This is a genomic window from Pseudorhodoferax sp. Leaf265 (assembly GCF_001422365.1).
Lineage (GTDB): Bacteria > Pseudomonadota > Gammaproteobacteria > Burkholderiales > Burkholderiaceae_C > Pseudorhodoferax.
Window position 1 is genome coordinate 166,338 of the sequence record NZ_LMMT01000011.1, and the last position, 25,474, is coordinate 191,811.

At 71.2% G+C, this 25,474-nt stretch carries 21 protein-coding genes; 5 read left to right on the plus strand and 16 right to left on the minus strand.

Features of this window, described 5'->3' with window-relative positions; translation table 11 throughout:
* The first annotated feature begins 13 nt into the window (after window positions 1-13).
* Window positions 14-997, plus strand: coding sequence for a tripartite tricarboxylate transporter substrate binding protein (locus ASF45_RS11715; protein ID WP_056661861.1), 984 nt, complete (start codon window positions 14-16; stop codon window positions 995-997).
* 83 nt (window positions 998-1,080) lie between these two features.
* A complete protein-coding gene (locus tag ASF45_RS11720; protein WP_056661864.1) occupies window positions 1,081-3,096 on the plus strand; it encodes a 4-oxalomesaconate tautomerase in 2,016 nt (671 codons plus the stop codon).
* 38 nt (window positions 3,097-3,134) lie between these two features.
* Here the strand turns inward: ASF45_RS11720 and gspD are convergent, their stop codons facing one another.
* From gspD to ASF45_RS11800, 16 genes are all read right to left on the minus strand, one after another.
* Window positions 3,135-5,450 (minus strand): type II secretion system secretin GspD, encoded by a 2,316-nt coding sequence (gene gspD / locus ASF45_RS11725; RefSeq protein ID WP_082550960.1) that lies wholly within the window; start codon window positions 5,448-5,450, stop codon window positions 3,135-3,137.
* Between the two features lie 37 nt (window positions 5,451-5,487).
* Entirely contained in the window at window positions 5,488-6,132 is a 645-nt protein-coding gene (locus ASF45_RS11730; RefSeq protein WP_056661867.1) for a hypothetical protein, read from the minus strand.
* Entirely contained in the window at window positions 6,129-6,698 is a 570-nt protein-coding gene (gene gspM / locus ASF45_RS11735; protein ID WP_056661871.1) for a type II secretion system protein GspM, read from the minus strand. Before gspM ends, ASF45_RS11730 begins: the two co-directional genes overlap by 4 nt.
* Window positions 6,695-7,789 carry a PilN domain-containing protein gene (locus ASF45_RS11740; protein WP_056661874.1) on the minus strand — a complete coding sequence of 365 codons (1,095 nt, stop codon included), beginning with the start codon at window positions 7,787-7,789 and terminating at the stop codon, window positions 6,695-6,697. The genes gspM and ASF45_RS11740 overlap by 4 nt, the downstream gene beginning before the upstream one ends.
* Window positions 7,790-7,792: 3 nt before the next feature.
* Window positions 7,793-8,644 (minus strand): type II secretion system protein GspK, encoded by an 852-nt coding sequence (locus ASF45_RS11745; RefSeq protein ID WP_056661878.1) that lies wholly within the window; start codon window positions 8,642-8,644, stop codon window positions 7,793-7,795.
* A complete protein-coding gene (locus ASF45_RS11750) occupies window positions 8,644-9,288 on the minus strand; it encodes a prepilin-type N-terminal cleavage/methylation domain-containing protein (protein WP_056661881.1) in 645 nt (214 codons plus the stop codon). Before ASF45_RS11750 ends, ASF45_RS11745 begins: the two co-directional genes overlap by 1 nt.
* On the minus strand, window positions 9,285-9,686 hold the full coding sequence (locus ASF45_RS11755) for a prepilin-type N-terminal cleavage/methylation domain-containing protein (RefSeq protein ID WP_056661884.1): 402 nt from the start codon (window positions 9,684-9,686) through the stop codon (window positions 9,285-9,287). The genes ASF45_RS11750 and ASF45_RS11755 overlap by 4 nt, the downstream gene beginning before the upstream one ends.
* A complete protein-coding gene (locus ASF45_RS11760; protein ID WP_235580883.1) occupies window positions 9,683-10,165 on the minus strand; it encodes a GspH/FimT family pseudopilin in 483 nt (160 codons plus the stop codon). Before ASF45_RS11760 ends, ASF45_RS11755 begins: the two co-directional genes overlap by 4 nt.
* 1 nt (window position 10,166) lies before the next feature.
* The gene (gspG, locus tag ASF45_RS11765; RefSeq protein ID WP_056661889.1) at window positions 10,167-10,622 is read right to left on the minus strand and encodes a type II secretion system major pseudopilin GspG; all 456 of its coding nucleotides are present in this window, start codon (window positions 10,620-10,622) and stop codon (window positions 10,167-10,169) included.
* Window positions 10,606-11,835 (minus strand): type II secretion system F family protein, encoded by a 1,230-nt coding sequence (locus ASF45_RS11770; protein ID WP_056661893.1) that lies wholly within the window; start codon window positions 11,833-11,835, stop codon window positions 10,606-10,608. The genes gspG and ASF45_RS11770 overlap by 17 nt, the downstream gene beginning before the upstream one ends.
* Complete coding sequence (locus tag ASF45_RS11775) at window positions 11,828-13,555, minus strand: ATPase, T2SS/T4P/T4SS family (protein WP_082550961.1); 1,728 nt, start codon at window positions 13,553-13,555, stop codon at window positions 11,828-11,830. Before ASF45_RS11775 ends, ASF45_RS11770 begins: the two co-directional genes overlap by 8 nt.
* A 43-nt stretch (window positions 13,556-13,598) precedes the next feature.
* Window positions 13,599-14,879, minus strand: coding sequence for a TRAP transporter large permease subunit (locus tag ASF45_RS11780; RefSeq protein ID WP_056661896.1), 1,281 nt, complete (start codon window positions 14,877-14,879; stop codon window positions 13,599-13,601).
* Window positions 14,880-14,923: 44 nt separating this feature from the next.
* Window positions 14,924-15,484 carry a TRAP transporter small permease gene (locus ASF45_RS11785; RefSeq protein WP_200932150.1) on the minus strand — a complete coding sequence of 187 codons (561 nt, stop codon included), beginning with the start codon at window positions 15,482-15,484 and terminating at the stop codon, window positions 14,924-14,926.
* Window positions 15,485-15,519: 35 nt separating this feature from the next.
* Window positions 15,520-16,740: a fumarylacetoacetate hydrolase family protein gene (locus ASF45_RS11790; protein ID WP_056661965.1), complete on the minus strand. Its 1,221-nt coding sequence runs from the start codon at window positions 16,738-16,740 to the stop codon at window positions 15,520-15,522.
* Window positions 16,741-16,801: 61 nt separating this feature from the next.
* A complete protein-coding gene (locus ASF45_RS11795) occupies window positions 16,802-18,583 on the minus strand; it encodes an IlvD/Edd family dehydratase (protein ID WP_056661903.1) in 1,782 nt (593 codons plus the stop codon).
* A 69-nt stretch (window positions 18,584-18,652) separates the two neighbouring features.
* Window positions 18,653-19,660, minus strand: a complete 1,008-nt coding sequence (locus ASF45_RS11800) for a TRAP transporter substrate-binding protein (protein ID WP_056661905.1) — start codon at window positions 19,658-19,660, stop codon at window positions 18,653-18,655.
* Between the two features lie 158 nt (window positions 19,661-19,818).
* Between ASF45_RS11800 and ASF45_RS11805 the strand changes: the two genes are divergently transcribed.
* The 3 genes from ASF45_RS11805 to ASF45_RS11815 all read left to right on the plus strand — a co-directional run bounded on the left by ASF45_RS11805 (window position 19,819) and on the right by ASF45_RS11815 (window position 24,823).
* Complete coding sequence (locus ASF45_RS11805) at window positions 19,819-20,793, plus strand: LysR family transcriptional regulator (RefSeq protein ID WP_056661908.1); 975 nt, start codon at window positions 19,819-19,821, stop codon at window positions 20,791-20,793.
* Window positions 20,794-21,401: 608 nt separating this feature from the next.
* Entirely contained in the window at window positions 21,402-21,977 is a 576-nt protein-coding gene (locus ASF45_RS34445) for a cohesin domain-containing protein (RefSeq protein ID WP_162243993.1), read from the plus strand.
* Window positions 21,978-22,018: 41 nt separating this feature from the next.
* Window positions 22,019-24,823 carry an endo-1,4-beta-xylanase gene (locus ASF45_RS11815; protein WP_162243994.1) on the plus strand — a complete coding sequence of 935 codons (2,805 nt, stop codon included), beginning with the start codon at window positions 22,019-22,021 and terminating at the stop codon, window positions 24,821-24,823.
* Window positions 24,824-25,474 lie beyond the last annotated feature (651 nt).

Sequence of the window (25,474 nt, forward strand, 5' to 3'; positions counted from 1 at the left end):
CACGGAGCCCCTCATGAACACCCAACGCCGCCACCTCGTGGCCGGCGCGGCCGCCGCTGCGCTGCTCGCCCCCCTCTGCATGCCGGCCGCCGCGCAGACGCCCGACTTTCCACCCAAAAAACCGGTCACGCTGGTCGTCGGCTTCGCCGCCGGCGGCGCCGCCGATGCCGCGGCCCGCCTGATCGCCAAGAAGCTGGCCGAGAACATCGGCCAGACCGTCGTGGTCGACAACAAGGCCGGCGCGGGCGGCAACATCGCGCACCAGATCGTCGCGAAGGTGCCGGCAGACGGCTCGGTGCTGCTGTTCGGCTCGGTCGGGCCGCTGACCATCGCCCCGCACCTCATGAAACTGCCCTACGACCCGTTCAAGGACCTCGCGCCGGTCTCCGGCGGCGTGAGCTTTCCGAACGTGCTGGTCGTGCACCCGGGCCTGAACGTGAAGACGCTGCAGCAGTTCGTCGAACTGGCCAAGGCCAAGAGCGTGGACTACGCCTCCACCGGCGCCGGCTCGGCCTCGCATCTGGCCGGCGAGCTGTTCAACCAGCGCGCCGGCGTCGAGATGGTGCACGTGCCCTACAAGGGCGGCGCCCCCGCGCTGCAGGACCTGCTCGGCGGGCGCATCGCCTCCTACTTCGCGGCGCCGCCCACGGCGCTGCCACAGGTCGAGGCCGGGCGGCTGGTTCCGCTGGCCACCACGGGCCTCGTGCGGCCGGCCTACATGCCCAACATCCCCACGGTGGCCGAATCGGGCTACCCGGGCTTCGAGGCGCTCAACTGGTACGCCTTCGTCGCGCCCGCCAAGACACCCGTGCCGCTGCTGGACCGCTGGAACCACGAGATCGTGAAGGTGCTGGAAGACCCCGGCGTGCGCGAGGCGCTGATGCACCACGGCCTGACGCCGCAGCCGACCACGCGCGCCGGTTTCGCCACGTTCATGAAGAAGGAATGGGACCAGTGGGGCACCATCGTCAAGTCCCGCGGCATCAAGATGGAGTGATGCGCCGACATTGATGCACAGGACCGATCAATTGCCAACAACAATGCAATTCACGGCAGCAGGCGGGGATTGAACAATGGCGCATGAGCAAAACCATCCCATGCGTCCTGATGCGCGCAGGCACCTCGCGCGGCCCCTTCTTCCTGCGCGAATGGCTGCCCGAGGGCGACGAGGCGCGTGACCAGGCACTGATCGGCGCGATCGGTGCGTCCGACCCGCTGCAGCTGGACGGCGTGGGCGGCGGCAGCACGCTGAACAGCAAGGTGGCCATCGTCTCGCGCTCCAGCGTCCCGGGCTGCGACCTCGACTACCTGTTCGCCCAGGTCGGCGTGGGCCACCGTTCGGTGGACACGCGGCCCAACTGCGGCAACATGCTCTCGGGCGTGGCGCCCTTCGCCATCGAGCAGGGCCTGGTGCCGGCGCAGGACGGCACGACCAAGGTGCGCGTGCACAACGTCAACACCGGCGCGCGCATCGACGTGACCGTGCGCACGCCGGGCGGGCGCGTCACCTACGCGGGCGACGCGCGCATCGACGGCGTGGCCGGCACGGCCGCGCCCATCCTGCTGGACTTCCTGGACGCCTGGGGCGCGGTGACGGGCAAGGTGTTCCCGACCGGCCAGCGCATCGACCGCATCCAGGGCGTGGAGGTCAGCTGCATCGATGCCGCCATGCCGCTCATGATCGTGCGCGCGGCCGACCTGGGCGTGACGGGCCGCGAGAAGCCGGTGGCGCTGGACGCCGACGCCGCGCTGCTCGAACGCATCGAATCGCTGCGCCTGGAGGCCGGCCTGCGCATGGGCCTGGGCGACGTGTCGAACAGCGTGGTGCCCAAGCCGGTGCTGGTCAGCGCGGGCGATTCGCCGGACAGCATCACCTCGCGCTACTTCACGCCGCGGCGCTGCCATGCCTCGCATGCGGTGACGGGCGCCATCGGCGTGGCCAGCGCCTTCGCGCTGCCCGGCACCGTGGCCAGCGGCGCCGCGCGTGCGGCCGGCTGCCACCAGCTGACCGTGCTGCACCCGGCCGGGCAGATCGACATCGAGGTGGAAATGGGCGAAGAAGGCGGCGAGGTCGGCGTGCGGCGCGCCGCGCTGGTGCGCACCGCGCGCAAGATCATGCAGGGCGAGCTGCACCTGCCCGACTACGTGTTCTCGCGGCCGGAAGAAGCGCCGCGGCCCGCCGCGCGCAAGCCGCTCACGCTGATCGTGCCGACCAGCGCCGGCGGCGGCAACGACACCATGGCCCGCATCATCGCCGCCAAGCTCGCGCCGCTGCTGGGCCAGGAGGTGCTGGTCGACAACCGCGCCGGCGCCAACGGCGCCGTGGCCAGCGAATACGTGGCGGCCGCCGAGCCCGACGGCCAGACCCTGATGTTCGGCTATGTCGCCACCCACGCCATGAACCCGGCGCTGCAGAAGCTCGGCTACGACCCGGTGGCCGACTTCGCGCCGGTCGGCCTGGTCGGCTCCTCGCCCACGCTGATGGTGGTGCACCCAGGCGTGCCGGCGCGCGACGTGCCGTCGCTCGTGGCGGCTCTGCGCGCTGCGCCGGGGCGCTACGGCTATGCCTCGGCCGGCGACGGCACGCCGCCGCACTTCGCGGCGGCCCTGTTCCAGCTCGCCACCGGCACGACGATGGTGGGCAGCAGCTATGAGGGCGCCGCGCCGGCCATCGCCGACACGGCCAGCGGCCGCGTGCAGCTCATGTTCCCCAGCCTGTTCACGGCCTCGCCCTTCGTGCACAGCGGACGGCTGCGCGCGCTGGCCGTGGCCGGCGCCCAACGGCTGCCGTCGCTGCCCGAGGTGCCGACGCTGGCCGAGGCCGGCATCGCGGGCGTGGAGCTGACGCAGTGGTATGGCCTGTTCGCGCCCGCGCGCACGCCGGCGGACCGTGTCGAGACGCTGAACCGCGCCCTCAACCAGGTGCTCGCCGATCCGGCCGTGGTCGCGCTGTTCGAGCGCAACGGCGCGCGCGTGGAGGCCGGACCGCCGCAGATGCTGGGCGACCGGGTGCGCACGGATCTGGCGCGCTGGCAGGCGGTGGTCGCGCAGGGGGGATTGCTGGTGCAGGAGCCGCGCGCCGCCGTGCTGGACTGAAGGGGCGCCGCGGGCGTGCCGGGCGTTCGCCGCCGACGCTAGCGCAGCGGTTCGACGATGACCTCGGCGGGCGCCACCGCGGGCGGGCTGGCCGGTCCCTGCGCGCCCGGCGCGGCGACCGGCGTCACCAGCGACAGACCCTGCATCTTCAGGCGCAGGTCGTTGCTGACATCGCGCAGCTCCTGGTCGGAGCGCACCACACGCGGCGTGATGGTCAGCAGCAGCTCGGTGCGGGCGGCCACCTTGGTGGTGGAGCCGAACAGCTTGCCCACCACGGGGATGTCCTGCAGCACCGGCAGGCCGGACCTGCCGTTGGAACTGTTGTCGCGGATCAGGCCGCCCAGCACCAGCGTCTCGCCCGAGCGCACGGCCACCTTGGTGGAGATCTGGCGCTGCAGGAAGCTGTACTGCTGCGTCGCGTCGTCCAGGCTGCCCAGGTCCGTCACGGACTGGTTGATCAGCATGTTGACCATGTTGCCCGCGTTCACCGACGGCGTGACCGACAGGTTCACCCCGGTGTCCTTGTACTGGATGTTGGTCGTCACGAGGTTGGCCGAGCCCGAGATCGTGGTGCCCGCGTTCACGGGCTGCTGCGTGCCCGCGGCGATGTTCGCGGTGAAGTTGTCCTGCACCATCAGGGAGGGGCTGGAGATCACCTTGAGCAGCGACTTGGAGGCCAGCGCGTTGAGCACCACGCGGATGTCGCCGCCCAGGCCGCCCGCGCGCAGCGTGTAGGTGAAGCCCTGGCTGGTGGCGCCGGTCAGCCGGCCGGCTTCGGCCGAGGCGGCGTTGAACAGGCCGCCGCTGCCATACAGGCCGTTGCGCCGGCCGTCCCGGAAGAACCACTGCAGGCCGTACTGCAGGCTGTCGTCCAGCGTGACCTCGATGATGCTGGCCTCGATCAGGACCTGGTTGGGCGGCACGTCCAGGCGCTTCAAGGACGCTTCGATCTTGGCGTACTCCGACCGCGGCCCCCAGATCAGGACCACGTTGTTCACGTCGTCGGCCATCACGCGCAGCTTGCCGACGTTGCTGGCCGCCGAGGTCTGGGTCTGCCCCACGCCGCCCTGCGGCATGGCGGTCCCCATCGGCCCGGCCGTGCCGGTTGTCCCGTTCAACCCGCCGGGGGACCAGCCGCCGGTCAGGCCGCCCGCGCCGCCACCGGACATGCCGGCCATGCCGCCCACGGTGCCCCGGCTGCCGACGGTGGCCGTCGGCAGGCCCGGCGCCACGCCGCTGTTCGCGGGGCCCACGGGTGGCGCACTGCCATGCCCGCCCTCGCCGAACAGGCCCGCCAGCAGGCTCGCCAGGTGGCGCGCATTGCCGTTCTGCACGTGGTAGATGAACAGGCGCGGCTCCGTGCTGCTTTCGTTGGGCTGGTCCAGCCGCTCGATCCAGCGCCGGGCCTGGTCGAGCTGGCTCGCACGCGGGGCCACGACCAGCACCGCGTTCAGCCGCTCGATCGGCATCACGTGCATGCCATGGAAGGCGCGCGACGCGGCCGGCGCCGCCTCCGCGCCTCCAGGCCCCGGCCCGGTCGCAGCGGGCCGGGCCCCGCCCGCGGTCGCGGCGCCGCCACCTGCCGATGCCGCAGCGGCCGCGGGGTTCAGCAGTTCCAGGCCCTGCGCCACGTCCGCCACCGTGGCGTACTTGAGCGAGAACAGGCCGACCGACATGCCCTGCAGCAGGTCGACGTCGAAACTGCGCACCAGCTCCATCCAGGCCTCGGCCTGGCTGCGGCTGCCCACCAGCACCAGCAGGTTGCGCAGCGGATCGACGCGCACCAGCGATTCGGGCTGCAGCAACGGCCGCAGGATCGCGGCCATCTCGTTGGCGCCGATGAATTCCAGCGGCACGATCACGGCGCCGTAGCCTGCAGGCAGCGGGTCCTTGCCGCCCGCCTGGCTGACCGAGACGCCCAGCGCGCGCAGCACCTCGGCCGGCCCCACCTGGAAGCTGCCGCGCGCGTCGCGCATCAGCGCCAGCCCATTGGCCTGCAAGGCACTTTCGAGCAGGAACACGGCCTGGTCGGGGCTGACCGGCTTGCGCGTGGACAGGGTCACCGCGCCGTCGATGGGCGGGTGCAGGGTGTAGTCCACCTTGAGGATGTCGCCGAGAACGGTGCGCACGACGTCGGCCACGGGCGCTTCCTCGAAGTGCAGGGAAACGGGGCCGCCGGTCAGCGCGGGCAAGGACCGCGGCGCGGCGACGACGCGGTCGTTGCCCCGCAGGATGCGCGGCGCAGCGGCCGGTTCGGCCTCCTGCGTGCCGCTGCCCAGCCCGGTGCCGGTCTGCGCCCAGGCGGACAGGACAACGAAGGCAAGGCTGCCGCAGGCGATGCGTGGGACGGTCATGGATGTCGTTTCAGTCAAGGCGTGGGGGGAGACGGGCTCAGCGCTGCGCCGGGCCGGCGGGCAGGGCCGCAGCCGTGCCTTCGGTGCCGGCGCCCGGCTGCGCGTGCATGGGATTCGGCACCACCGGGCTGCCAGGGCGCGACGGCAGACGGCGCGCGCCGGCTGCGCGGCCACGCCCTGCGGCCGCGGACAGCTGCCCGCGCTGCAGGGCCAGCACACGCGTCTGGCCGCGGCGCGTCCATGTCGCGGTGTGGGCCTCGGTACTCACCGACGCCAGGGTCCACCCCTCGAAGCTGCCCTGCCGGGCGATCCGGTGGCTCTTGCCATCGACCTCGAGGATGACGGCGCTGCCGGCCTGCCCGCCGTCCACGATGGCGCGCAGCCGCGCCTGGCCCAGCCGGTCGGGCACCGCGTCGACCGGTGCGGCCGCGACGGGCTCCGGCGGGCGCCGGGTCTTGGCGAACAGCGGCCGGTCCAGCAGCATCGGCTGGCGCTGCGCGTCGAGCGCCGCGCGCTGCGCCGACGCGGCGTCGCTCGCGCGGTAGTCGCCCATGCGCGGCGCGGGCGCTGGCCAGTGCGCCGACGCGCGCAGCGCACCCTGCGGCGTCACCCACAGGGCCACGAGCACCAGGCCGAGCGCCGCGCACGACGCGGCCAGCACGCGCGGCGCGGAGGCCTTCACGCACGCCCCCGCAGCACGCCCAGGCGCAGCCGCACCGACAGGCGCGGCGATTCGGTCGGCCGCTGGCTGGCCAGCGCGCCCTGCAAGCGGATGTCCAGGTCGTCGACCATGACCGCCGGCGACTCCTGCGCCAGCGCGGCCAGCGCACGTTGCAGGGCCGCGAGGTCGCCTTCCAGGCCCAGCAACACCCCGACGCGGTCGAAGGCCTGTTCCTCGGTCGGCGGCAGCACCTGGCTGCTGCGCACCTGCATGCCGGCCTGCGCCATGAGCTCGCGCATGCGCTGCTGCACGAGGTTGCCGGTCTGGGCCGCGTCGTCGCTGGCAGGGTAGACCTGGGCGCTGCGCGCCAGCTGCGCGGCCTGCAGCGCGGCATCGATCTCGCCCCGCTGCGCGACCAGGCCGAGCAGGCGCGCATGGCGGGCCTGCAACTGTTCCAGGCCGGCCTGGGTGCGCTGGTGCCAGTCGGTCACCTGCCATGCCACCAGGACGAGCGGCAGCGCCATCGCGAGCAGGCCGATGGCCAGCCACGTGCGGTCCTGGCGCTGCCAGCGATTGCGCGGTTTCATCGGCTGCCTCCGTCCACGGTGGCAGGTGCTGCGGGTGCCGGGCCACCGCGCGACACCACAGCGAACGCAGCGGGATCGAGCTGGAAACTGACCGTGAAGCTCTCGAAGGCGGCGCCGGGCTGCCGCGTCGCGGCCGCGGGCGCGCGCACATTGCGCAGGCCCGTTTGTCGGCCCAGCCCCTGCATGAGGCTGGCGGCGTCGCCGGTCGTTCCGGAGACCGTCACCACCTCGCCCTGCAGCCGCAGGCTCTGCACGGCCGTCCCGTCGGGCAGCGCCTGCGTCAGCACATCCAACACGCGCAGCGGGTCGATCCGGTGTTCCAGCAACTTCGCCGCCGCTGCCAGCGCCTCCTGCGTTTGCACCAGGGCCTCGCGCCGGGCCAGCACCGGGCGCGCCTGCGCGGCGAGTTCGGCGTGCGCGTGGGTCGCCTGTGCCTGGCGCAGCCACAGCTGCAGGCTGGGGGTCAGCGCCAGCAGCGCGGCCAGCAGCACGGCCAGTGCCAGCAATGCGCAGCACAGCCGCCAGTGCCGGCGCGCCGCCGCCGCGCGCCGGCCCTCGCCATAGCCCGGCAGCACGATGGGCGGCCCGTCGTCGGGCCCGACCCAGACCTCCGGCACGGCGGCGCCGTCCAGCCGCGTGCCCAGGCGTTCCAGATGGCTGGCCACCTGCCGGCGCGACGCCAGGGCCACGTCGGCCTCGATGGCGCCACTGGCCGTGGTCCGGCGCCGCCAGGCCCAGACCAGGTCCTGCGCGGGGAACGGGTTCCAGCCCTGCACCTGCAACCCCAGGGCGTGCGCCGCTTCGGACGCCGCCGCACTCGGCAGCACGACGGTGCGCTGCAGCACCATGGCCTGCGGCAGCGCCACGGCCACTGTGGACGGCACGTCGGCGGGCGGCTGGGCCAGGCGCCCCCGCGCGCCCTGCCAGAACGCGTCCGGTGCATCGGCACGCACCACGCGCACCGGCTGGTCGGGCGCGAGCCAGGAGACGATGGGCCAGCCGGACGCGGACTCCCAGGGCCGGCGCAGGGCGGCCCACAGCGCCCCGAGGTCCAGGCCGAACAGACGCAGATCGCGCGAGACGGATGGCATGGTTCAGGACACCGGGGCTTGCGCAGGCGCCACCCACTGCTCCGTGTGGAAGGTGCGCCAGGGAAGGCGGGCCTGGGGCTCGGTGCCCAGGTGCACGTGGTGCGCGACATGCAGCCAGCCGCCGTCGGGCAGCGGCACCCTGGCGTCGATCCGGTAGCGCTGCACCGCGCCGCTCTCCAGGAAGGCGGCAGGCAGGTCCGTGGTGTCGATGCCGGCATCGCCCGCGTCGCGCGCGGCCGCGATCCGGGCGGCGATGCCCGGGCGGCCACCCGCCAGCACCTCCAGCACCTCCAGCGGCGCTGCCAGTGCGTTCACCCCGCCGCTGCTGCCGCCGTTGTCCGCCGCCACCAGGGGCGCCAGTCGCGCGTGGAGGTCCAGCCCGATGCCCGGCACGCGCAGCAGGTCTTCCACCGCCTCGAAGCGCTCGGCGCGGGCACTGGCGGAGCCTGCGCGCCAGGCCAACGTGCGCGCCGCCAGGCTCTGCGCTTCGGGGCGCGGCAGGCCGCCGGCCACCTCGTACAAGGCGGTGAGCAGGGGGGCACCGGCAGCGTTCAGGTCGATCAGGCCATTGAGCGGCATCACGCGCACCGCCACCGGTGTCTGCCGGTAGGTCAGCGGCCAGGTCAGCATGCGCGTCGGCGGCGCGTCCAGCACCGCCAGCTGCCGCAGCGCAAGTTGCACGGCCGCGTCGCCGACGCCGCCGGCCACGGCCAGCGCACGCTGGGTCGACAACACGCGGGCCTCCTGGCGCACGCTGTGCACGAGGCCGACCACGACCAGCGAGATGGCCGCCACGATCCACAGCACGGCGACGAGCACCATGCCCTGCGTGCGGGGGCGGCGGGCGTGCCGCATCAGCGTCCTCCCCCGTACGACGGATCGCTCGCGAGCGTGGGATCGGTGCCCGGCAAAGGGCGCATCTGCACCACCACGGCCGGCCAGGCATCCGACGGCGTGGTGACCGCCAGGGACACGCGGCGCGGCATCGCGTCGGGCGCGGTCCAATCGTCCACCCAGCGCGAGGGCGTGTGCCGGTCGTCCTCGAAGCGCAGCGCCAGGCGCGTGGCACCGGCCACCAGCAGCAGCGACTCCGCACGGCCCCAGTCCGGCAGGGCCTCGCCGCGCCAGGCCTGGTAATGCAGCACGAGGCCGGCCGTCTCGATGCCCAGGCGGAAGTGGTGCATGCCGCCTGCACCATGGCGCGCGGGAATCACGCCCAGCCACCAGACTTCGTGCGCGCTGCCGGAAAAGTAATGCGCGTCGGGCCGCGCGTCGGACGCCGCGCCCTGCCGCGCCGACACCCGCGACAGCACGGTGCGCAGAAAGTCCGACGTGACGCGCATCGCATCGGCGCGCGCCAGCCGGGCATCCACGCCCTGCTCGACCCGCGCCGTGCTGCGCAGGGCCGAGCCCATGCCCAGCATGAGCAGCGACAGCAGCGCCATCACCACCAGCAGTTCCAGCAAGGTGAAGCCGCGCACGCCACCAGCCTCCTTCATGGTGCGGCTCCCGGCGCGGTGGCGCGCTGCTGCGGCAGCAGGGTCCAGAGTTCGAAGGCACCGGCCTTGCCCGCATCGTCCCAGCGCACCACGATCTGCACTTCGTGCAGTGGCACCTGGCCGGCGTCCGGCGTCCCGGCGTCGTACGGTGCGCTGCGGACCTGCCAGTCGTGGCCCGCCGAGCGGCCCATCTCGTTCCATCCTTGCCGCGGCACGTCATCGTGCAGCGCGCGCAGCGACTGGGCGACGAGGATGGCCTGCTGCAGCTGCTCGATGGCACCGACGTTGCGCACGGCGCCGCCGCTGGCGCGGTACAGCAGCCCCAGGGACATCCCCATGACCGCAAGCGCCACCAGCAGCTCCAGCAGCGTGAAGCCGGCGCTGTGCCGGCGCGTCATGGCGCCAGCCCCTCGTGGCTCACCCGGCCGGTCAGCCAGTCCACGCGCAGCCGCGTCCCGGCACCGGAGGCGCGGACCAGCTCGATGCTGCCGCCCGTGGCCCCGCCGCCCGGCAGGAAGCGGATGGCGGCCTGGCCCGATCCCTGGACCTCGGTGCCGGCCACCACCGCACGCACGCGCAGCGACCGGGGCAGCGGCCGCAACGCCCGGGCGTCGCTGAGTCCGAAGCCCGCCCGGTCCAGGTCGACGACGAAGCTCAGGGCCCGTCCCTGGGCCATGGCCCGGTGGCGTGCCGAGCGCAGTTCGCCGGCCATGGCGCGCACCGTGTCGCGGTACTCCGCGCCCTCGCGCAACCGGTCGAACGCGATCGGCATCAGACCCGCCAGCAGCGCCACGATGGCGAACACCACGAGCAGCTCCACCAGCGTGAAGCCGCGCATGGTGCGCACGCGCAGACGGGGCGGACGGCGGCGGGACATCTCAAGGCAGATTGCGGATGTCCGCCGCCTCGCCCTCCCCCCCCGGCGCGCCGTCGGCGCCCAGCGACAGGATCTCGACGGCGCCGTTCGCGGCGCTGTAGCGGTACGCGTGGCCCCAGGGATCGGCGGGCACGCCGGCACCCTTGAGGTAGGGACCGGACCAGCCCGCCAGCGCGCCCGGGCGTGCCACCAGGGCCTGCAGGCCTTCCTCGGTGGTCGGGTAGCGGCCCACGTCGAGCTTGAAGAGCTCCAGCGACTTGTCCAGGTCGGCGATCTGCACCGCGGCCGTCTTGGCCTTCGCGCCGCCCAGCTGGTTCAGCACGCGCGGGCCGACCAGCCCGGCCAGCAGGACGAGGATGGCCAGCACGACCATGAGTTCGATCAAGGTGAAGCCACGGTGGCGCCCAGCTGCACGGGCAGACGCACGGACACGGCGGAGTTCAGAGAGCGAGGTCATTGACGGAAAGAATCCCCAGGAGGATGGAAACGATGATGGCGGCGATCAGCACGCCCAGCAGGAGGATCAGCACCGGCTCGACCAGCGTCAGCAGCCGCTTGATGCCGGTCTCGACTTCGCGGTCCAGCACCGCGGCCAGTTCCAGCAGCATGGGGGCCACGCGGCCGGTCTCCTCGCCCACGCGGATCAGGTTGAGCGCCAGCGGCGCGAAGACGCCCGTGCTCTCGGCGGCGCCGGCCAGCCGGCCACCTTGCTTGACCAGCGCCGGCAGGCGCTCCAGGGCCTGGCGCAGCACGGGGTTGCCCACGGTCTGCGTCGCCACCTGCAGCGCGGCGAGCAAGGGCACGCCATTGGCGAGCAGCGTGCCGAGCGCGCGCGCGAACAGAGTGGTCTCGTAGCGCAAGGCCAGGGGGCCGACCAGGGGCAGACGCAGCAGCGTCTTGCGCCACCAGGCCGCGCCCGCGGCGGAGCGCAGCCAGCGCAGTCCCGTCCACCCGGCCGCCAGCACGGCGGTGCCCAGCAGCACGCCGTGCTCGGTGAACAGGTGCGCCAGCTGCACGATGGCGCGGGTCGGTAGCGGCAGGGCATCGCCCATGTCGGCGAACAGCTGCTCGAACTGGGGCACGACGAAGCCCAGCATGCCCACCACGGACAGCAGGGCGACCACCAGCAGGATGGCCGGGTAGATGGTGGCGGAGACCACGCTGTCGCGCAGCGCGCGTTGCCGCTCCATGTGCGCGACCAGGCGTTCGAGCACGGCGGGCATCTGGCCGCTGGCCTCGCCCGAGCGGACCATGCTCACGTAGAAGTCGCCGAACTGGCGCGGATGCTGCGCCAGCGCCCGGCTCAGCGGCGCCCCGCCCTTCACGGCCTCGCTCACCTGTCGCAGCAGCGCACGCACACTGGGCTTGGGGTGCATGTCGATCGACAGGCGCAGGGCCTTGTCCAGTGCGAGGCCGGCCCGCAGCATGATGGACAGCTCGGAGGTCAGCGCCAGCACGTCCGCGGCCCGCGCCGGCCCTTTCGCCGCGCGCGCGCGGCGCTGGACGGTGCCCGGCGCGGCGGCGGGCGCAGCGCTGCCATCGTCGATCGCCAGCGGCGTCAGGCCCTGCTGCTGCAACTGGCGCAACACCACGGCCGGCGTCGCGGCGCTGGCCCGGCCCTGGACCACGGTGCCGGACACGGAGACGGCCCGCCAGGCGAACTCAGGCATCGCCCTGGTCCTGCACCACGCGGGCGAGTTCGTCGAGCGAGGTCAGGCCCGCCGCGACCTTGCGCAGCCCGTCCTCGTAGAGCGTGCGCATGCCGTGGCGGCGCGCCAATGCGTGCAGCGCATTGCCGTCGTCGCCAGCGAGGATGGCCGTGCGCACCGGTTCGTCCAGCACCAGCAGTTCGTGGATCCCCGTGCGCCCGCGGTAGCCCGAGCCGCGGCACTGCGTGCAGCCCACGGCGCGGTAGACGGGGCCCTGCACGCCGCCGAGCTGGGCCAGGCCGGTGCTGTGGCGCACGGCATCGCCTGGCTCGTAGGCCTGCCTGCAGGACTCGCACAGGGTGCGCACCAGGCGCTGCGACAGCACGCCGTTGACGGCCGAGGTGATGAGAAAGCCCTCGACCCCCATGTCCTTGAGCCGGATCACCGCCCCAGCGGCCGTGTTGGTGTGCAGCGTGGACAGCACCAGGTGCCCCGTCAGCGCCGACTGCACGGCGATCTGCGCCGTCTCGCCATCGCGCATCTCGCCGATCATGATGATGTCCGGGTCCTGCCGCAGGATCGAGCGCAGCGCGCTGGCGAAGGACAGCTTGATCTGCTGGTGCACCTGGATCTGGTTGATGCCCTCGAGCTGGTATTCGACGGGGTCCTCGACCGTGATGATCTTGTGCGCGCTCGCATCGATCCGGGCCAGCGCCGCGTACAGCGTGGTGGTCTTGCCCGAGCCGGTCGGCCCGGTCACGAGCAGGATGCCGTGCGGCCGTTCCAGCAATTGCTGCAGGCGCGCCAGGGTGTCGGCCGCAAAGCCCATGCGCTGCAGGTCGAGCCGGACACTGGCGCGGTCGAGCACGCGCATGACCACGCTCTCGCCGTGCACGGTGGGCACGGTGGACACGCGCAGGTCGAGCTCGCGGCCCTTCACGCGCGTGCGGATCCGGCCGTCCTGCGGCAGCCGGCGCTCGGCGATGTCCAGGTGCGCCAGCAGCTTCACGCGCGAACCCACGGCGGCCGCCAGCCGCGGCGGCACCCGTTCGCCCGCGTGGATCACGCCGTCGACGCGGTAGCGCACGTGCAGGCCGTCGTCGAAGGGCTCCAGGTGGATGTCGGACGCGCGCAGGTCGGTCACGCGGCCGATGATGGTGTTGACGAGCCGGATCACCGGCGCCTCGCTTGCCAGGTCCTTCAGGTGCTCGACGAACTCGGCGCCGTCCAGGCCCTCCTCCAGTCCGTCCGCAGCGGCCTCGCCCGGGGCCGGCTCGGCCAGGGCTTTCTCGATGTCCGCCTCCAGGGCCAGGTAGGGCCGCACCCGCAGGCCGCTTGCCAGGCCCAGGGCCTGGACCAGGAAGCCATCCTGCGGCACGGCCATCGCCACATGGAGTTCGCCCTGCTCCACGCGCAGCGGGCAGACGGCGTTGTGGACCAGGAACTGCGGGTTGAGGCCCTCGACTTCCGGGAGGAAGACAGGGAAGTCGCTCGCCCGCACCACCGCCAGGCCGAGCTGCGCCGACAGCGCCTGCACCAGGTCCGCCTCGGACACCAGGCCCAGCCGCAGCAGCACGCGGCCGATCAGCCCGCCGAGTTCCTGCTGGGCCGCCAGCGCACGCTCTAGGTCGCGCGCGGTGAACCTTCCTGCCTGCACGAGCAGCGCACCGATGCGCGGCCGGCCGCTGTCGGCAGGAGGCGCGTCGGCGGGCGATGCGCCCGGCAGGGTCATCGTGTCCATGGTGCGTTGCGATCCGGCACTGGCGGCCCTCGCGGCGTGCGTCTCAGCCGATGAACCAGCGCATCGGCACCAGCACGATGGACGGGAACAGCACCATCAGGAACATCATCGCGAATTGGGCCGCCATGAACGGCACCACGCCGCGCGTGACCTCGTCCATGCGCATGCGGCCCACGCCGGCCACCACGTTGAGCACCGTGCCCACGGGCGGCGTGATCAGGCCGATGGCGTTGTTCATGATGAACAGCACGCCGAAGTAGACCGGGTCGATGCCCGCCGCCTTGACCACCGGCATCAGCACCGGAGTCAGGATCAGGATGGTGGGCGTCATGTCCATGGCGGTGCCCACCGCCATCACGAGGAACATGATGGCCAGCAGCAGCAGCGTGGGGTGCTCCATGAGCGGCCTGAGCAAGGCCACGAGGTCGCGCGGGATGTCGGCCACGGTGATGAGCCAGGCGCTGACCATGGCAGCGGCCACCAGGAACATGATCACGGCCGTGGTCTTGGCCGCGCTGATGAAGACCTCGGTGAGCTGGTGCCAGTGCAGTTCGCGGTAGACCAGCGTGGCCACGAGCAAGGCGTAGACCGCCGCCACGGCGGCCGCCTCGGTGGGCGTGAACACGCCCATCTTCAAGCCCACGATCACGATGACGGGCAGGAACAGCGCCCAGGTCGATTCCTTGAGCGCCTGGAGCTTCTCGGCCGTGGTGGCCTTGGGCGGCGGGTTCACATGCTCGCGCTGGGACACGAAGTACCAGGTGACGGCGATGGCCAGCCCCATCAGCAGGCCCGGCACGATGCCGGCCAGGAACAGCTTGCTGATGGACACGTTGGCCGCCACGCCGAAGACCACGAAGCCGATGGACGGCGGGATCACGGGCGCGATGATGCCGGCCGAGGCGATCAGCCCGCCGGCGCGGGCCTTGTCATGCCCGGCCTTGACCATCATCGGCAGCAGCAGCGCGGCCAGCGCGGCGGTGTCGGCCACGGCCGAGCCCGACAGCGCGGCCAGCATGCAGGCCGCGAGGATGGCCACGAAGCCCAGCCCGCCACGCTTGTGCCCGACCAGCGTGAGCGCGAGGTTGACGATGCGGCGCGACAGACCGCCGACGTTCATGATCTCGCCGGCCAGCATGAAGAAGGGCACGGCGAGCAGCGGGAAGCTGTCGGCGCCGTTGATGACGTTCTGCGCCAGGATCTGCGCGTCGAACAGGTCCAGGTGCCACATCAGCGCGACGCCGGACACCAGCAGCGCGTAGGCGATCGGCACGCCCACGGCCATGGCGGCCAGCAGCGATCCGAGGAAGATGAAAACGGTCATGGGCAAAAATTCCAGATCAGGGCCAGGTTGCAGCGCGCGTCAGGTCAGGCACGCGGCCTGGCGTCGCCGTGCGGCAGGCTGGTGGCCACGGCCGCCAGTTCCTCGGATTCGGAGATGCGCACCAGCTCGCTGTCCGGCATGCGGCCCGTGACGATGCGCAAGGCGTCCAGCGCCAGCAGCAGGCCGGCGCCCACCGCGAAGACCACGCCGGAGGCGTAGAAGATCGCCGTGGAGGCACCCGTGACCGGCGCCGTCACATCCATGTTGATGCGCGTCTGCTCCAGCGCGCCGCTGAGCAGCAGCCAGGTGCACCACAGCATCAGCCCGTAGCTGATGGCCAGGCAGATGCGCTGGCCCATGGGCGGCAGCCGGGCCAGCAGGAAGTCCGTGCCCAGGTGTCCGCGTTCGCGCACCGCCACGATGGCGCCCAGGAAGGTGATCCACACGAACAGCCAGCGCGACACCTCCTCGCTGATGGCGATGCCGGAATTGAAGGCGTAGCGCAAAACCACGTTGCCGAAGACCATGAGCACCATCACGGCCAGCGCCAGCGCGATGAGCAGGTTGATGCACCGGCAGCTGCGGTCGATCAGGGAATCCAACACGGTTCGTCTCCGTTCTTGTTCTGTCATCGCTGGGTTCAGAGCGCCGTGCCCTGCAGCAGTCCGCGCTGCGCGAGGTTGCCCATGAAGGCGCGCAGGCCGTAGCGCCAGGGCGCGGCGGCTTCGCTGTGCGTGACACGGTTGTGCAGGCCACCCAGCCAGGCGCTCTGGATCGAGACCAGGTCGCCGAGCTTGTGCGTGAAGCCGCTGCCCGGCTCGTCGCGGTCCTCGATGGGCGCGAAGAGGGTTCCGAGGAACAGCATGAAGCCGTCGGGGTACTGGTGCGCCGCCAGCGTCTGCGCCACCACGTCGGCCGGGTCGCGGCTGATGCTGGCCATGGTGTTGATGCCCCGCAGCTCGAAGCCGTCGCTGCCCGCCACACGCAGGTGCACGGTCTCATTGCGCACCTGCTCCAGGCCGAAGCCCGCGTCAAACAGGCGGATGAACGGGCCCAGCGCGCAGGAGGCGTTGTTGTCCTTGGCCTTGCCCAGCAGCAGCGCGCTGCGGCCCTCGATGTCGCGCAGGTTCACGTCGTTGCCCAGGGTGGCGCCGACGATCTGCCCGCGGCTGTTGACGGCCAGCACCACCTCGGGCTCGGGGTTGTTCCAGGCCGAATCGGCGCGGATGCCGATGTCGTCGCCGCAGCCCACCGAGGCCAGCACGGGCGCCTTGGTGAAGACCTCGGCGTCGGGGCCGATGCCGACCTCCAGGTACTGCGACCACAGGCCCTTCTCCTGCAGCAGCGCCTTCAGCGCCATGGCTTCGGGCGAGCCGGGGCGGATGGCGGCCAGGTTCTCGCCGATGAGCCCGGTCACCTGGGCGCGCAGGCCCTGGGCGCGCGTGGCGTCGCCGCGCGCCTGCTCCTCGATCACGCGCTCGATCAGGCTGGACGCGAAGGTCACGCCCGCGGCCTTGACCACCTGCAGGTCGCAGGGGGCCAGCAGCCAGGCTCGCGTGGTGTCGCGTGCGCCGGGCCGGCTGTTGGCCAGCAGCTCGTCCACGCCGCACAGGAATTGGCCGGGCGTGGCGGCCACAGCCTGGGCGGGGGCCGCGGTGTCCAGCAGCGTGCTCATCGTGGGGTACTGCGCGCTGAGATCGAACACACCGTCCGCCCGCAGTGCCACCACGGCCGGTCCGGCCACCGGGCCCTGGGGCGCCCAGACGCGGCCCACCAGCGTGCCCTGCAGGCCATCGTCGGGCAGCACCTGCAGGCTGGCTTGGGGTGCGCTGGCCCGTGCGGCGAACGCCGCATCCGTCATGTCGTTCATGGAAAGTCCTTCGAAAAAAACCGTGTGGATGGCGGCCATCCACGCGTGGGTGTCAGTGGTTGTGGCGCGGCGTGCGCTCGGCGATGCGCGCGAAGTCCAGCGCGAAGTCCAGCGTCGCGCCATCGACCAGCTGGCCGGTCTTCTCGCGGTACAGCGCTTCCCACGGCGATTGGCTGGCCGGCACCGGCGGCGCGGGCAGCTCGCGCCGGCGGCGTGCGATCTCCTCGGGCGCCACCAGGGCGTCGCAGCGGCCGGTGTTGAGGTCGATGCGCAGCATGTCGCCGCTCGCAAGCCAGGAAAGGCCGCCGCCCACCGCGCTCTCGGGCGACACATTGAGGATGGAGGGGCTGTCCGCCGTGCCCGACTGGCGGCCGTCACCCAGCGTGGGCAAGGTGTTGATGCCACGCCGGATCAGCGCATCGGGCGGCTGCATGTTGACCACCTCGGCCGAGCCCGGCCAGCCGATGGGCCCGGCGCCGCGCATGACCAGGATGCAGCCTTCGTCGATGTCCAGGGCCGGGTCGTTGATGCGCGCGTGGTAGTCGTCCGCGCCCTCGAACACCACCGCACGGGCCTCGAAGATGCCCTCCTGCCCCGGGCGGCTCAGGTAGCGCTGGCGGAAGGCCTCGGAGATCACCGAGGTCTTCATGATGCCGAAGTCGAACAGGTTGCCGCTGAGCACCATGAAGCCGGCCTTGTGCATGAGCGGCTCGTCGAAGCGGCGGATCACGGCGCGGTCGCGCGTCTCGCGGCCCTGCAGGTTCTCGCCCACGGTCTTGCCCGTGACGCTGGCGCAACCGGCGTGCAGGCGGCCGGCCTGCTGCAGCTCCCACATCAGCGCCGGCACGCCGCCGGCACGGAAGAAGCGCTCGCCCAGGAACTGGCCTGCGGGCTGCATGTTCAGCAGCAGCGGCAGGTCGTAGGCATGTTCGGTCCAGTCGCGCGCCTCGAGTTGCACGCCGGCATGGCGCGCCATGGCCATGATGTGCACCTGCGCGTTGCTGCTGCCACCGGCCACGCTGACGACCGACAGCGCGTTCAGGAAGCTCTCGCGCGTGAGGATGCGCGAGGGCCGCAGGTCCTCGTGCGCCATCGCCACGATGCGCCGGCCGGTCTCATAGGCCATCTGCCCGCGCTCGCGGTAGGGCGCCGGAATGGCGGCGCAGCCGGGCAGCGACAGGCCCAGCGCCTCGGCCACGGCATTCATGGTCGAGGCCGTGCCCATGGTGTTGCAGTGGCCCGCCGAGGGCGCGCTGCTGCAGGCGCGCTGCAGGAACTCTTCCTCGTCGATCTCGCCGGCCGCGAGCTGGCGGCGGCTGCGCCAGATCACCGTGCCCGAGCCCACGAGCTGGCCTTCGTGCCAGCCATCCAGCATGGGGCCGCCAGAGAGCACGATGGCCGGGATGTCCACCGTGGCGGCGGCCATCACGCCGGCCGGCGTGGTCTTGTCGCAACCGGTGGTCAGCACCACGGCGTCGATGGGATAGCCGTACAGGACCTCGACCAGCCCCAGGTAGGCCAGGTTGCGGTCCAGCGCGGCCGTGGGCCGGCGGCAGTTCTCGAAGATGGGATGGACCGGGAACTCCATCGGGATGCCGCCCGCATCGCGGATGCCGTCGCGCACGCGGCGCGCGAGATCCAGGTGGATGCGGTTGCAGGGCGACAGGTCGCTGCCCGTCTGCGCGATGCCGATGATGGGCCGGCCCGAGCGCAGTTCCTCGGGCGTGAGCCCATAGTTCATGAAGCGCTCCAGGTAGAGCGCGGTCATGTCCGAACGCTCGGGGGCGGCGAACCATTCGCGGGAGCGGAAGGGGCCGCGTTTTGTTGTTGTCATGGGTGCAGACGTGGCAGGAGAACGGAAACGGGCGCAGCGCGAGCCGCTGCGCCCACAGCGTCGGGCGGCTTACTTGCCGCCGCGCGCCTTGGCCAGCTCGCCCATCATTTCGCTGGTGGTCTCTTCGCCGAATTCCTTGCCGTACTTGGCCAGCACCGGCTGCAGCTTGGTGCGCAGCTTGGCCTGCTCGGCGGCGGGCAGCTCGGTGATCTGCATGCCGGCCTTCTTCAGCTCGCCCAGCGCGTTCTCGCTGAAGGCGCGGATGGTCTTGCGCTCGAACAGCGTGGCCTCGCGCGCCGCTTCCTGCACGATCTTGCGTTCCTCGGCCGACAGGCTGTCCCAGGTCTTCTTGGACATCAGCAGCACCCAGGCGCTGTACATGTGGCGTGACAGCACCAGGTGCTTCTGCACCTCGTAGAACTTGCTGGCCAGGATGGTGGCGGGCGGGTTCTCCTGGCCGTCCACGGCCGACTGCTCCATGGCCGTGTACAGCTCGGTGAAGGGCATGGGCATGGCATTGGTGCCCAGTGCGTTGAAGGTGTCCAGGAACAAGGGGCTCTGGATCACGCGCAGCTTCAGGCCCGCCAGGTCATCGGCCTTGTTGATGGCGCGGCGCGAGTTGGTGACGTGGCGGAAGCCGTTCTCCCAGAAGCCCAGGCCGACCAGGCCCTTCTCCGGCAGCATGGCCAGCAGCTTCTGGCCGAACGGGCCGTCGAGCACGGCGTCGGCCTCCTGCTCGTTGTTGAAGGTCAGTGGCAGGTTCAGCACGCCGAAGGGCTTGATCAGCGACATCAGCGTGGACGAGTCGGGGATGGTCATCTCCAGCGTGCCGCCGCGCAGGGCCGAGGTCATGCTGACGTCGTTGCCCAGGGTGCCGCTGGCGAACAGCTTGGCGTTCATCTTGCCGCCGCTCTTGGCCTGCAGGCGCTCGGCGAAGTGGCGCACGGCCTGGGCTTGCGGATGGTCGTCGCTGAGGCCGATGCCAACCTTGAAGGTGTGTTCCTTGATCTGGGCCGCGACGGGGGCGGCGAGCGCGGCCAGCAGGGTGGCGGCGAGGGCGAGGGTCTTGAATTGCATGGTGTCTTGTCTTCGTTGGAATGGCGGGACCCCGCAGGGGAGGACCTCGGCGCGTGCGGCCTTTTTTGGGGGGGCCTTGATCAGCGCGGGGCGAAGGTTAGGTTTCGGGACCCCACCGGGTCCACTGAATGTTTTGCGAGAATCCATTCCCAACGCTTATGACTTCAGACCAATATCCGGGTAAACCCTTGACTTTGGCGCAGGCTTGTGCACGCCTGCGGTTCCGGCATCTGCAGTTCCTGGACATCCTCGGGCGCACCCGCAACCTGCGCCTGACGGCCGAGCAGATGCACGTCACGCAGCCCGCCGCCACCAAGATCCTGATGGACATCGAAGAGATCCTGGAAGCGCGCCTGTTCGACCGTCTCTCGCGCGGCATGCGGCCCAATGAACTGGGGCAGTTCACGCTGCGCTACGCCAGCGCCGCGCTCGATGGCCAGCGCCGCTTCGTGGAAAAGTTCAATGCCTTGAAGCAAGGCGGCCACGGCCACCTCACGGTCGGGGCGATCACCGGTTCGGCCGCGCATCTGCTCGTGGCCGCGGTGGAAGAGATCCAGCGCCAGCGGCCGCTGCTGGTCATCAAGATCCTGGAGCAGAGCAGCGACCAGCTGATCGCCTGGTTGTCCAAGCGCAAGATCGACCTCATGATCGGCCGCTTCACCGACGACGCCCAGCGTGCCCAGTTCCACTATGAGCGCCTGTCGGCCGAGCCCCTGCACGTGACCGGTGGCCCCCACCATCCGCTGCGCGGCGCCACGGACCTCACGCTGAACGAGCTCGCGCACTGGCCATGGATCCTGTACCCGGGCTCCACGGCCGTGCGCAAGGTGTCGGACGATCTGTTCGGCGGTGCCGGCCTGTCGCTCACGGCCGGCGTGGTCGAGACGCCCTCGTTCCTGTTCGCGCTGGAACTCATGAACACCACCCACATGCTGTCGATGCAGTCCGCCGCGTTGATTCAGAAGTACGTGGACCGCGGGCTGCTCTCGCGCATTCCGGTCGAGCTGCCCGACCGCATGCCGAGCTATGGCGTGATCACACGGCTGGGCGAGCCGCCCACGCCGTCGGCGCAGGCCTTCATCGACGTCCTGCGCGACATGGCGGACCTGGCGCCCACGCCTTCCATGGTCTGAACGGCCGGCCGCGGGCGCGGCGACAGCCCACGGACCCATCACCGTTTGGAATGGGTCGTGGCAAAACATTCAGTGGACCCGGGCAGGCGCGAAACCTAACCTTCGCGCCGCGTCGCTGACGGCCTGCACAGAAGAAGGCCGCTGACGCTGAGGGCCCCGCCATCGAGGGCCTGCGTTCCAACTGGAGACAAGACGCCCATGCCGCGACCGCTGCGCCATCCCATCCCGACCATCCGTTCGACCGGCCACGGACACGCCCGTGCCGTTGCCGCGCCAACGCGCGCCTGCGCGCCGTGCAGGACCCGGGCCGGTGCTCCGGCACGGGTTCGGCCTTCCGCCCGCGCAGCGCCAGCATGCCGTCCGCACCACGCGCACGCGGCGGCCCCAACGACCAAACACCGGATCGCGGACGTTCCGGCGGCACTGCCACCGCGCATGGCCGCCCGGCGAGACCAAGCCGCATCCTGATTCAGGGTCGGAGCCACAGGCCGGGCAACGGCGGCGTGGCTCCGGAACTGTCCCCAGCAGCAGGCGCGACCGCGTCGGTTCCGCCATGCCTGCCCCACACGTGCAACCCGGTCCTTCAACCCATCCATAAGGAAATCACCATGTTGAATCCATTGCGTCTTGCATCGCATGCCGTCGGAGCATGCGCGCTCGCGCTGGCGTTCCTGTCTCCCGCGCAGGCCGCACCGGTCCTGGAAATGTCGACGGTGGCCTCGGCCACGGGCATCAAGCTCACCGTCAGCGCACGGGATGTCGTGGACCTCTACGGCTACCAGTTCACGCTGAACTTCGATCCGGCCTTGCTGCGGGCCGTCGCGGGCACGGAGGGCGCCTTTCTGCAGAGCACGGGCGCGACCACCTTCTTCGACGCCGGCAGCATCGACAACCTCGCCGGCTCGATCTCGTTCGTGTTCGGCGGGCTGATCGGACCGCTCGCGGGCGTCGACGGCTCCGGCGATCTGGCCACGTTCTCGTTCAACGTCCAGCACAGCGGACTGGCCAGCTTCAGCTTCTCCGACCTGGGCTTCCTCGACTCGAACCTGGCGGACATCGCCATCGAGGCGCGGGAGCTGTCGGCCGAGGTCACCGCCGTGCCCGAGCCCGGCAGCCTCTTCCTGGCCGCGACCGGGCTCTTCGCCCTGCTCGGCGGCCGCGCGATCAAGCCCAGGGCGCGCTGAGACCCATTGGCACCCGGAGATCACAAAAAGGAACGCGCATGATGTTCACCAGATTCCCACGCAACGCGGTCTGCGTTGCCCTGCCTACCCTGTTCGCCGCTGGCGCGGCGCTGGCCGCCGACCGGCCGACCAACCCGGCCGACTGGCCGGCCCTGAAGGAGGTCTACAGGAACCACTTCCTGATCGGCACCACCGGGCCCAGTGCCGCCACCTATGCGCCCAACGTGGTGCCCGGCGAGGACTCGGCGTCGGCCATGCGGCGCAAGCACTTCAACGCGGTGACACCCGAGAACAACCTCAAGCCCCAGTCCATCTGGGGCGGCGGCCGCACCGACGAGAACCCGGGCTTTCTGAACCCGGGCGCCGGCGTCAACACCGACATCGCCGCGGCCAACGCCGCCGGTGTCAAGGTCACCGGGCACGTGCTGATCTGGCACAACCAGTCCCCGACCTGGCCGGCCGCCAACGTGCTGACGCCCGAGGGCCGGTGGGAAACGCCCTGGGACAACGCGACGGCCAAGGCCAACCTGGAGTACTACGTGCGCACGGTGGCGTCGCACTTCGAGCAGGAACCGCGCAAGCTCTACGCCTGGGACGTGGTCAACGAAGCCTTCAAGGACAACCCCGACAATCCCTCCGATTGGCGCAATGCGCTGCGCTCGGGCTACAGCCCCGAGGAGCGTCCGGCACGCTGGGCCCAGGCCTACTCCAAGGGCGGCAAGAGCTGGGACTACATGTACGACGCGTACTTCCATGCGCGCCAGAACACCACCGCCAGGCTGATCTACAACGACTTCAACGACAACGAGCGCGAGTCCAAGGCCAATGCCATCGCGGCCATGGTCAAGGAGTTCAACGAGCGCTATGCGGCCGAGTCGGCGGCGGGCAAGGGCCGCATCCTGCGGGACGCCAATGGCAAGCCCCGGCCGCTGGTCGAGGTCATCGGCACGCAGGGCCACCTGAACATGCGGCTGAACCTGGACGCCTTCGAGCGGACAGTGAAGACCTACCTGGACATCGGCGTGGACGTGGACATCACCGAGCTCGAGGCCGCGCCCGTGCTGGGCCTGGACAAGGGCCAGCGCATCCAGAACGGCCCCGAGATGAACGAGATCTTCATGGCCCAGGGCGTCTACTACGCGAAGATGCTGAACATGCTCAAGGAGTACGCGGTGGGCCCCGCCGGCAAGAACCGCCAGTACCAGGGCGGCGTGCACCGGGTGTCCTGGTGGGGCCTGACGGACCCGGGTTACCACACGAACGGCTACCTGTGGTCCGCGGTCGGCCAGCCCAAGGAAGCCTACTGGGCCGTGGCCAATCCGGACCAGTACCTCGCCGACGCGGGCCTGCCCGTCAACGGTGTCGCGGCCACATTCAAGTATGGCGGCGAGACCTTCAGCGCCAGGACCTGGGGTGGCAAGAACACCCATGCCAAGCTGGACATCCACGTGCCGGCCGGCACGAAGAACGTGAGCTTCACGGCCGACAACATCACCCTGCCCGCCGGCTACGCGGTCGAGAGCATCAGCTACAGCCCGTCGGATTGCGCGGTGGTCCCGGGGCGGCCCTGCCATGTGACGGTCAAGGCCCGCGGCGCCGATCCGGCGCCGGCCTACCAGAGCGTGGGCGTGGAGAACACCGCCACCTATGTGCTGTCCTTCGGCAACATGGCGGTGTCGTGGTTCGAGAACACGGCCTCTCTGCAGGCGCCCTACGCGTTTGCCGAGGTCCGCTTCAGCGACGGTGCGACCAAGCTCAAGCAGCACAAGACGGCCAATGGCGCCGACGGCGTGCTCAGGGCGACCGGCGCCAGCGAGACGAAGGCGGTGCCCAAGCACGGCCGCACCACGCTGGTCCTCAACCCGCAGGAGCTGATCGCCAACCCGGCCGGCTTGCGGCTGAACAAGGACACCACGACCACCAAGGCCTGGCGTGTGGCCAACCGGATCGAACCGGGCAGGACCTACATGCTGCTGTCCGCGGATTCGACCTTCCAGGACAACGGGGAAACCAAGGGCTACGTGCTGACCAACCGGAGCAAGCCTGCGACCACCGCGTCGAACGCGCCGGCGGCGCCCGAGTCGCTGTCGCGCACGCCGGTGGTGCTGCGCGACGACACGCTCGTGCCCCTGCGCAACCCGAACGGACCACAGGACGAGCCGGCGCTGGCGCAGGACAACCTCAAGTTCATGCTGGAGGCGGTGAAGAGCCCGGCGGCCGGCCGTTACGACGGGCAGGACGGCTACACCATGGAAAGCTTCATCCATGGCACCAACGTCTACCCCAACGTGATGTTCCGCGGCAACGGGGCGGCCGGCACCGTCGTCGGCGACCACCATTCGCTGATCACGCGGCAGCAGAACGGCGCGGAAGGCACGCCCGTCGCCGACCGGGCTCTGGACCAGGCCGTGTGGTTCCACACGCCCATCGACCAGAAGACCGGTCTGACGAAGATGTTCCTCTACACGGGACGCGACGGCAGCGACCAGCACTACGCACTCAAGGAGGTCGACAGCGGTGACACGCCCAACCGCGACAGCGGCAACGCCATCAGCCAGCGGCAGGCGGCCACCGGCGGCTTCGTCGCCCTGCGCGCGGCAGGCCCGGACAGCGGCACGGCCATGAAGCTGTACGCCTACGACATGAAGCCCTATGTCTACGGCGACGTGGACGGCAACGGCGCGGTCATGTGCCCGGACCTCTCGGCAGCGAAGGCCGCCATGGGCAAGCGCACCGGGCAGACCGGCTTCCTCCCCGCTGCCGACGTCGACCAGAACGGTGTCGTCGACATCCGCGACATCTCGGCCATCTCGCGGCAGATTCCCGCAGGCACGACCTGCCCGTGACGCCCCGCGCTGCCGGCCTGTGCCGGCAGCGGCGGAGCCCCCGGCGGGCGTCACGACGTCTCCGGTGCCCATTCGGCATCGGATGGCGTGGGCGCCCGGCCCGCACGGTTGCACCGCGCATTGCGCGAGGGCAGAGCGGCCGGCACGTGGCCGGGGCAGTTTTTGGCCAGCCAATGCTGGCGGCGCCTCGAAGGCGCGCACCAGCTTGCGTCGCCCTACTTGGCGGGAGCGCTGCCCTTCGCCTTCTCGCCGTTGGCCTCGGTGGACGGCGTCGGGGCCGCCTTGCGGTCTCCAGTGGACGCGCGCCCCGATGTGTCGGCCGACCCGGTCGCAGGCTTGCGCTCCGCCGGCATGCGGGCCTTTTCGCCCGTCGAGTCGGTCGTGGGCGCAGGTGCCATGCCGCCGGCAGAGGATGCCCCGCCCCTGGCCATGCCAGGAGAGCTGGTCCCTGCCATGTCAGGCTTGGGGCCTGCAGGTGCCGTCCCCTTTTCCCCGTTGGCGCGCGTGGACGGAGCAGGCGTGCCTGCAGTGTTGCCCTGTGCAAAGGCAGTGTGATGTTGCCCCCGTATTCCCGGTCCCGCCCTATTCGCAATAAAGCGCCTGGTCGGCTGCGGTGGCCTGCTGCCGCCTGAACTCCCGAGGCGAACGCAT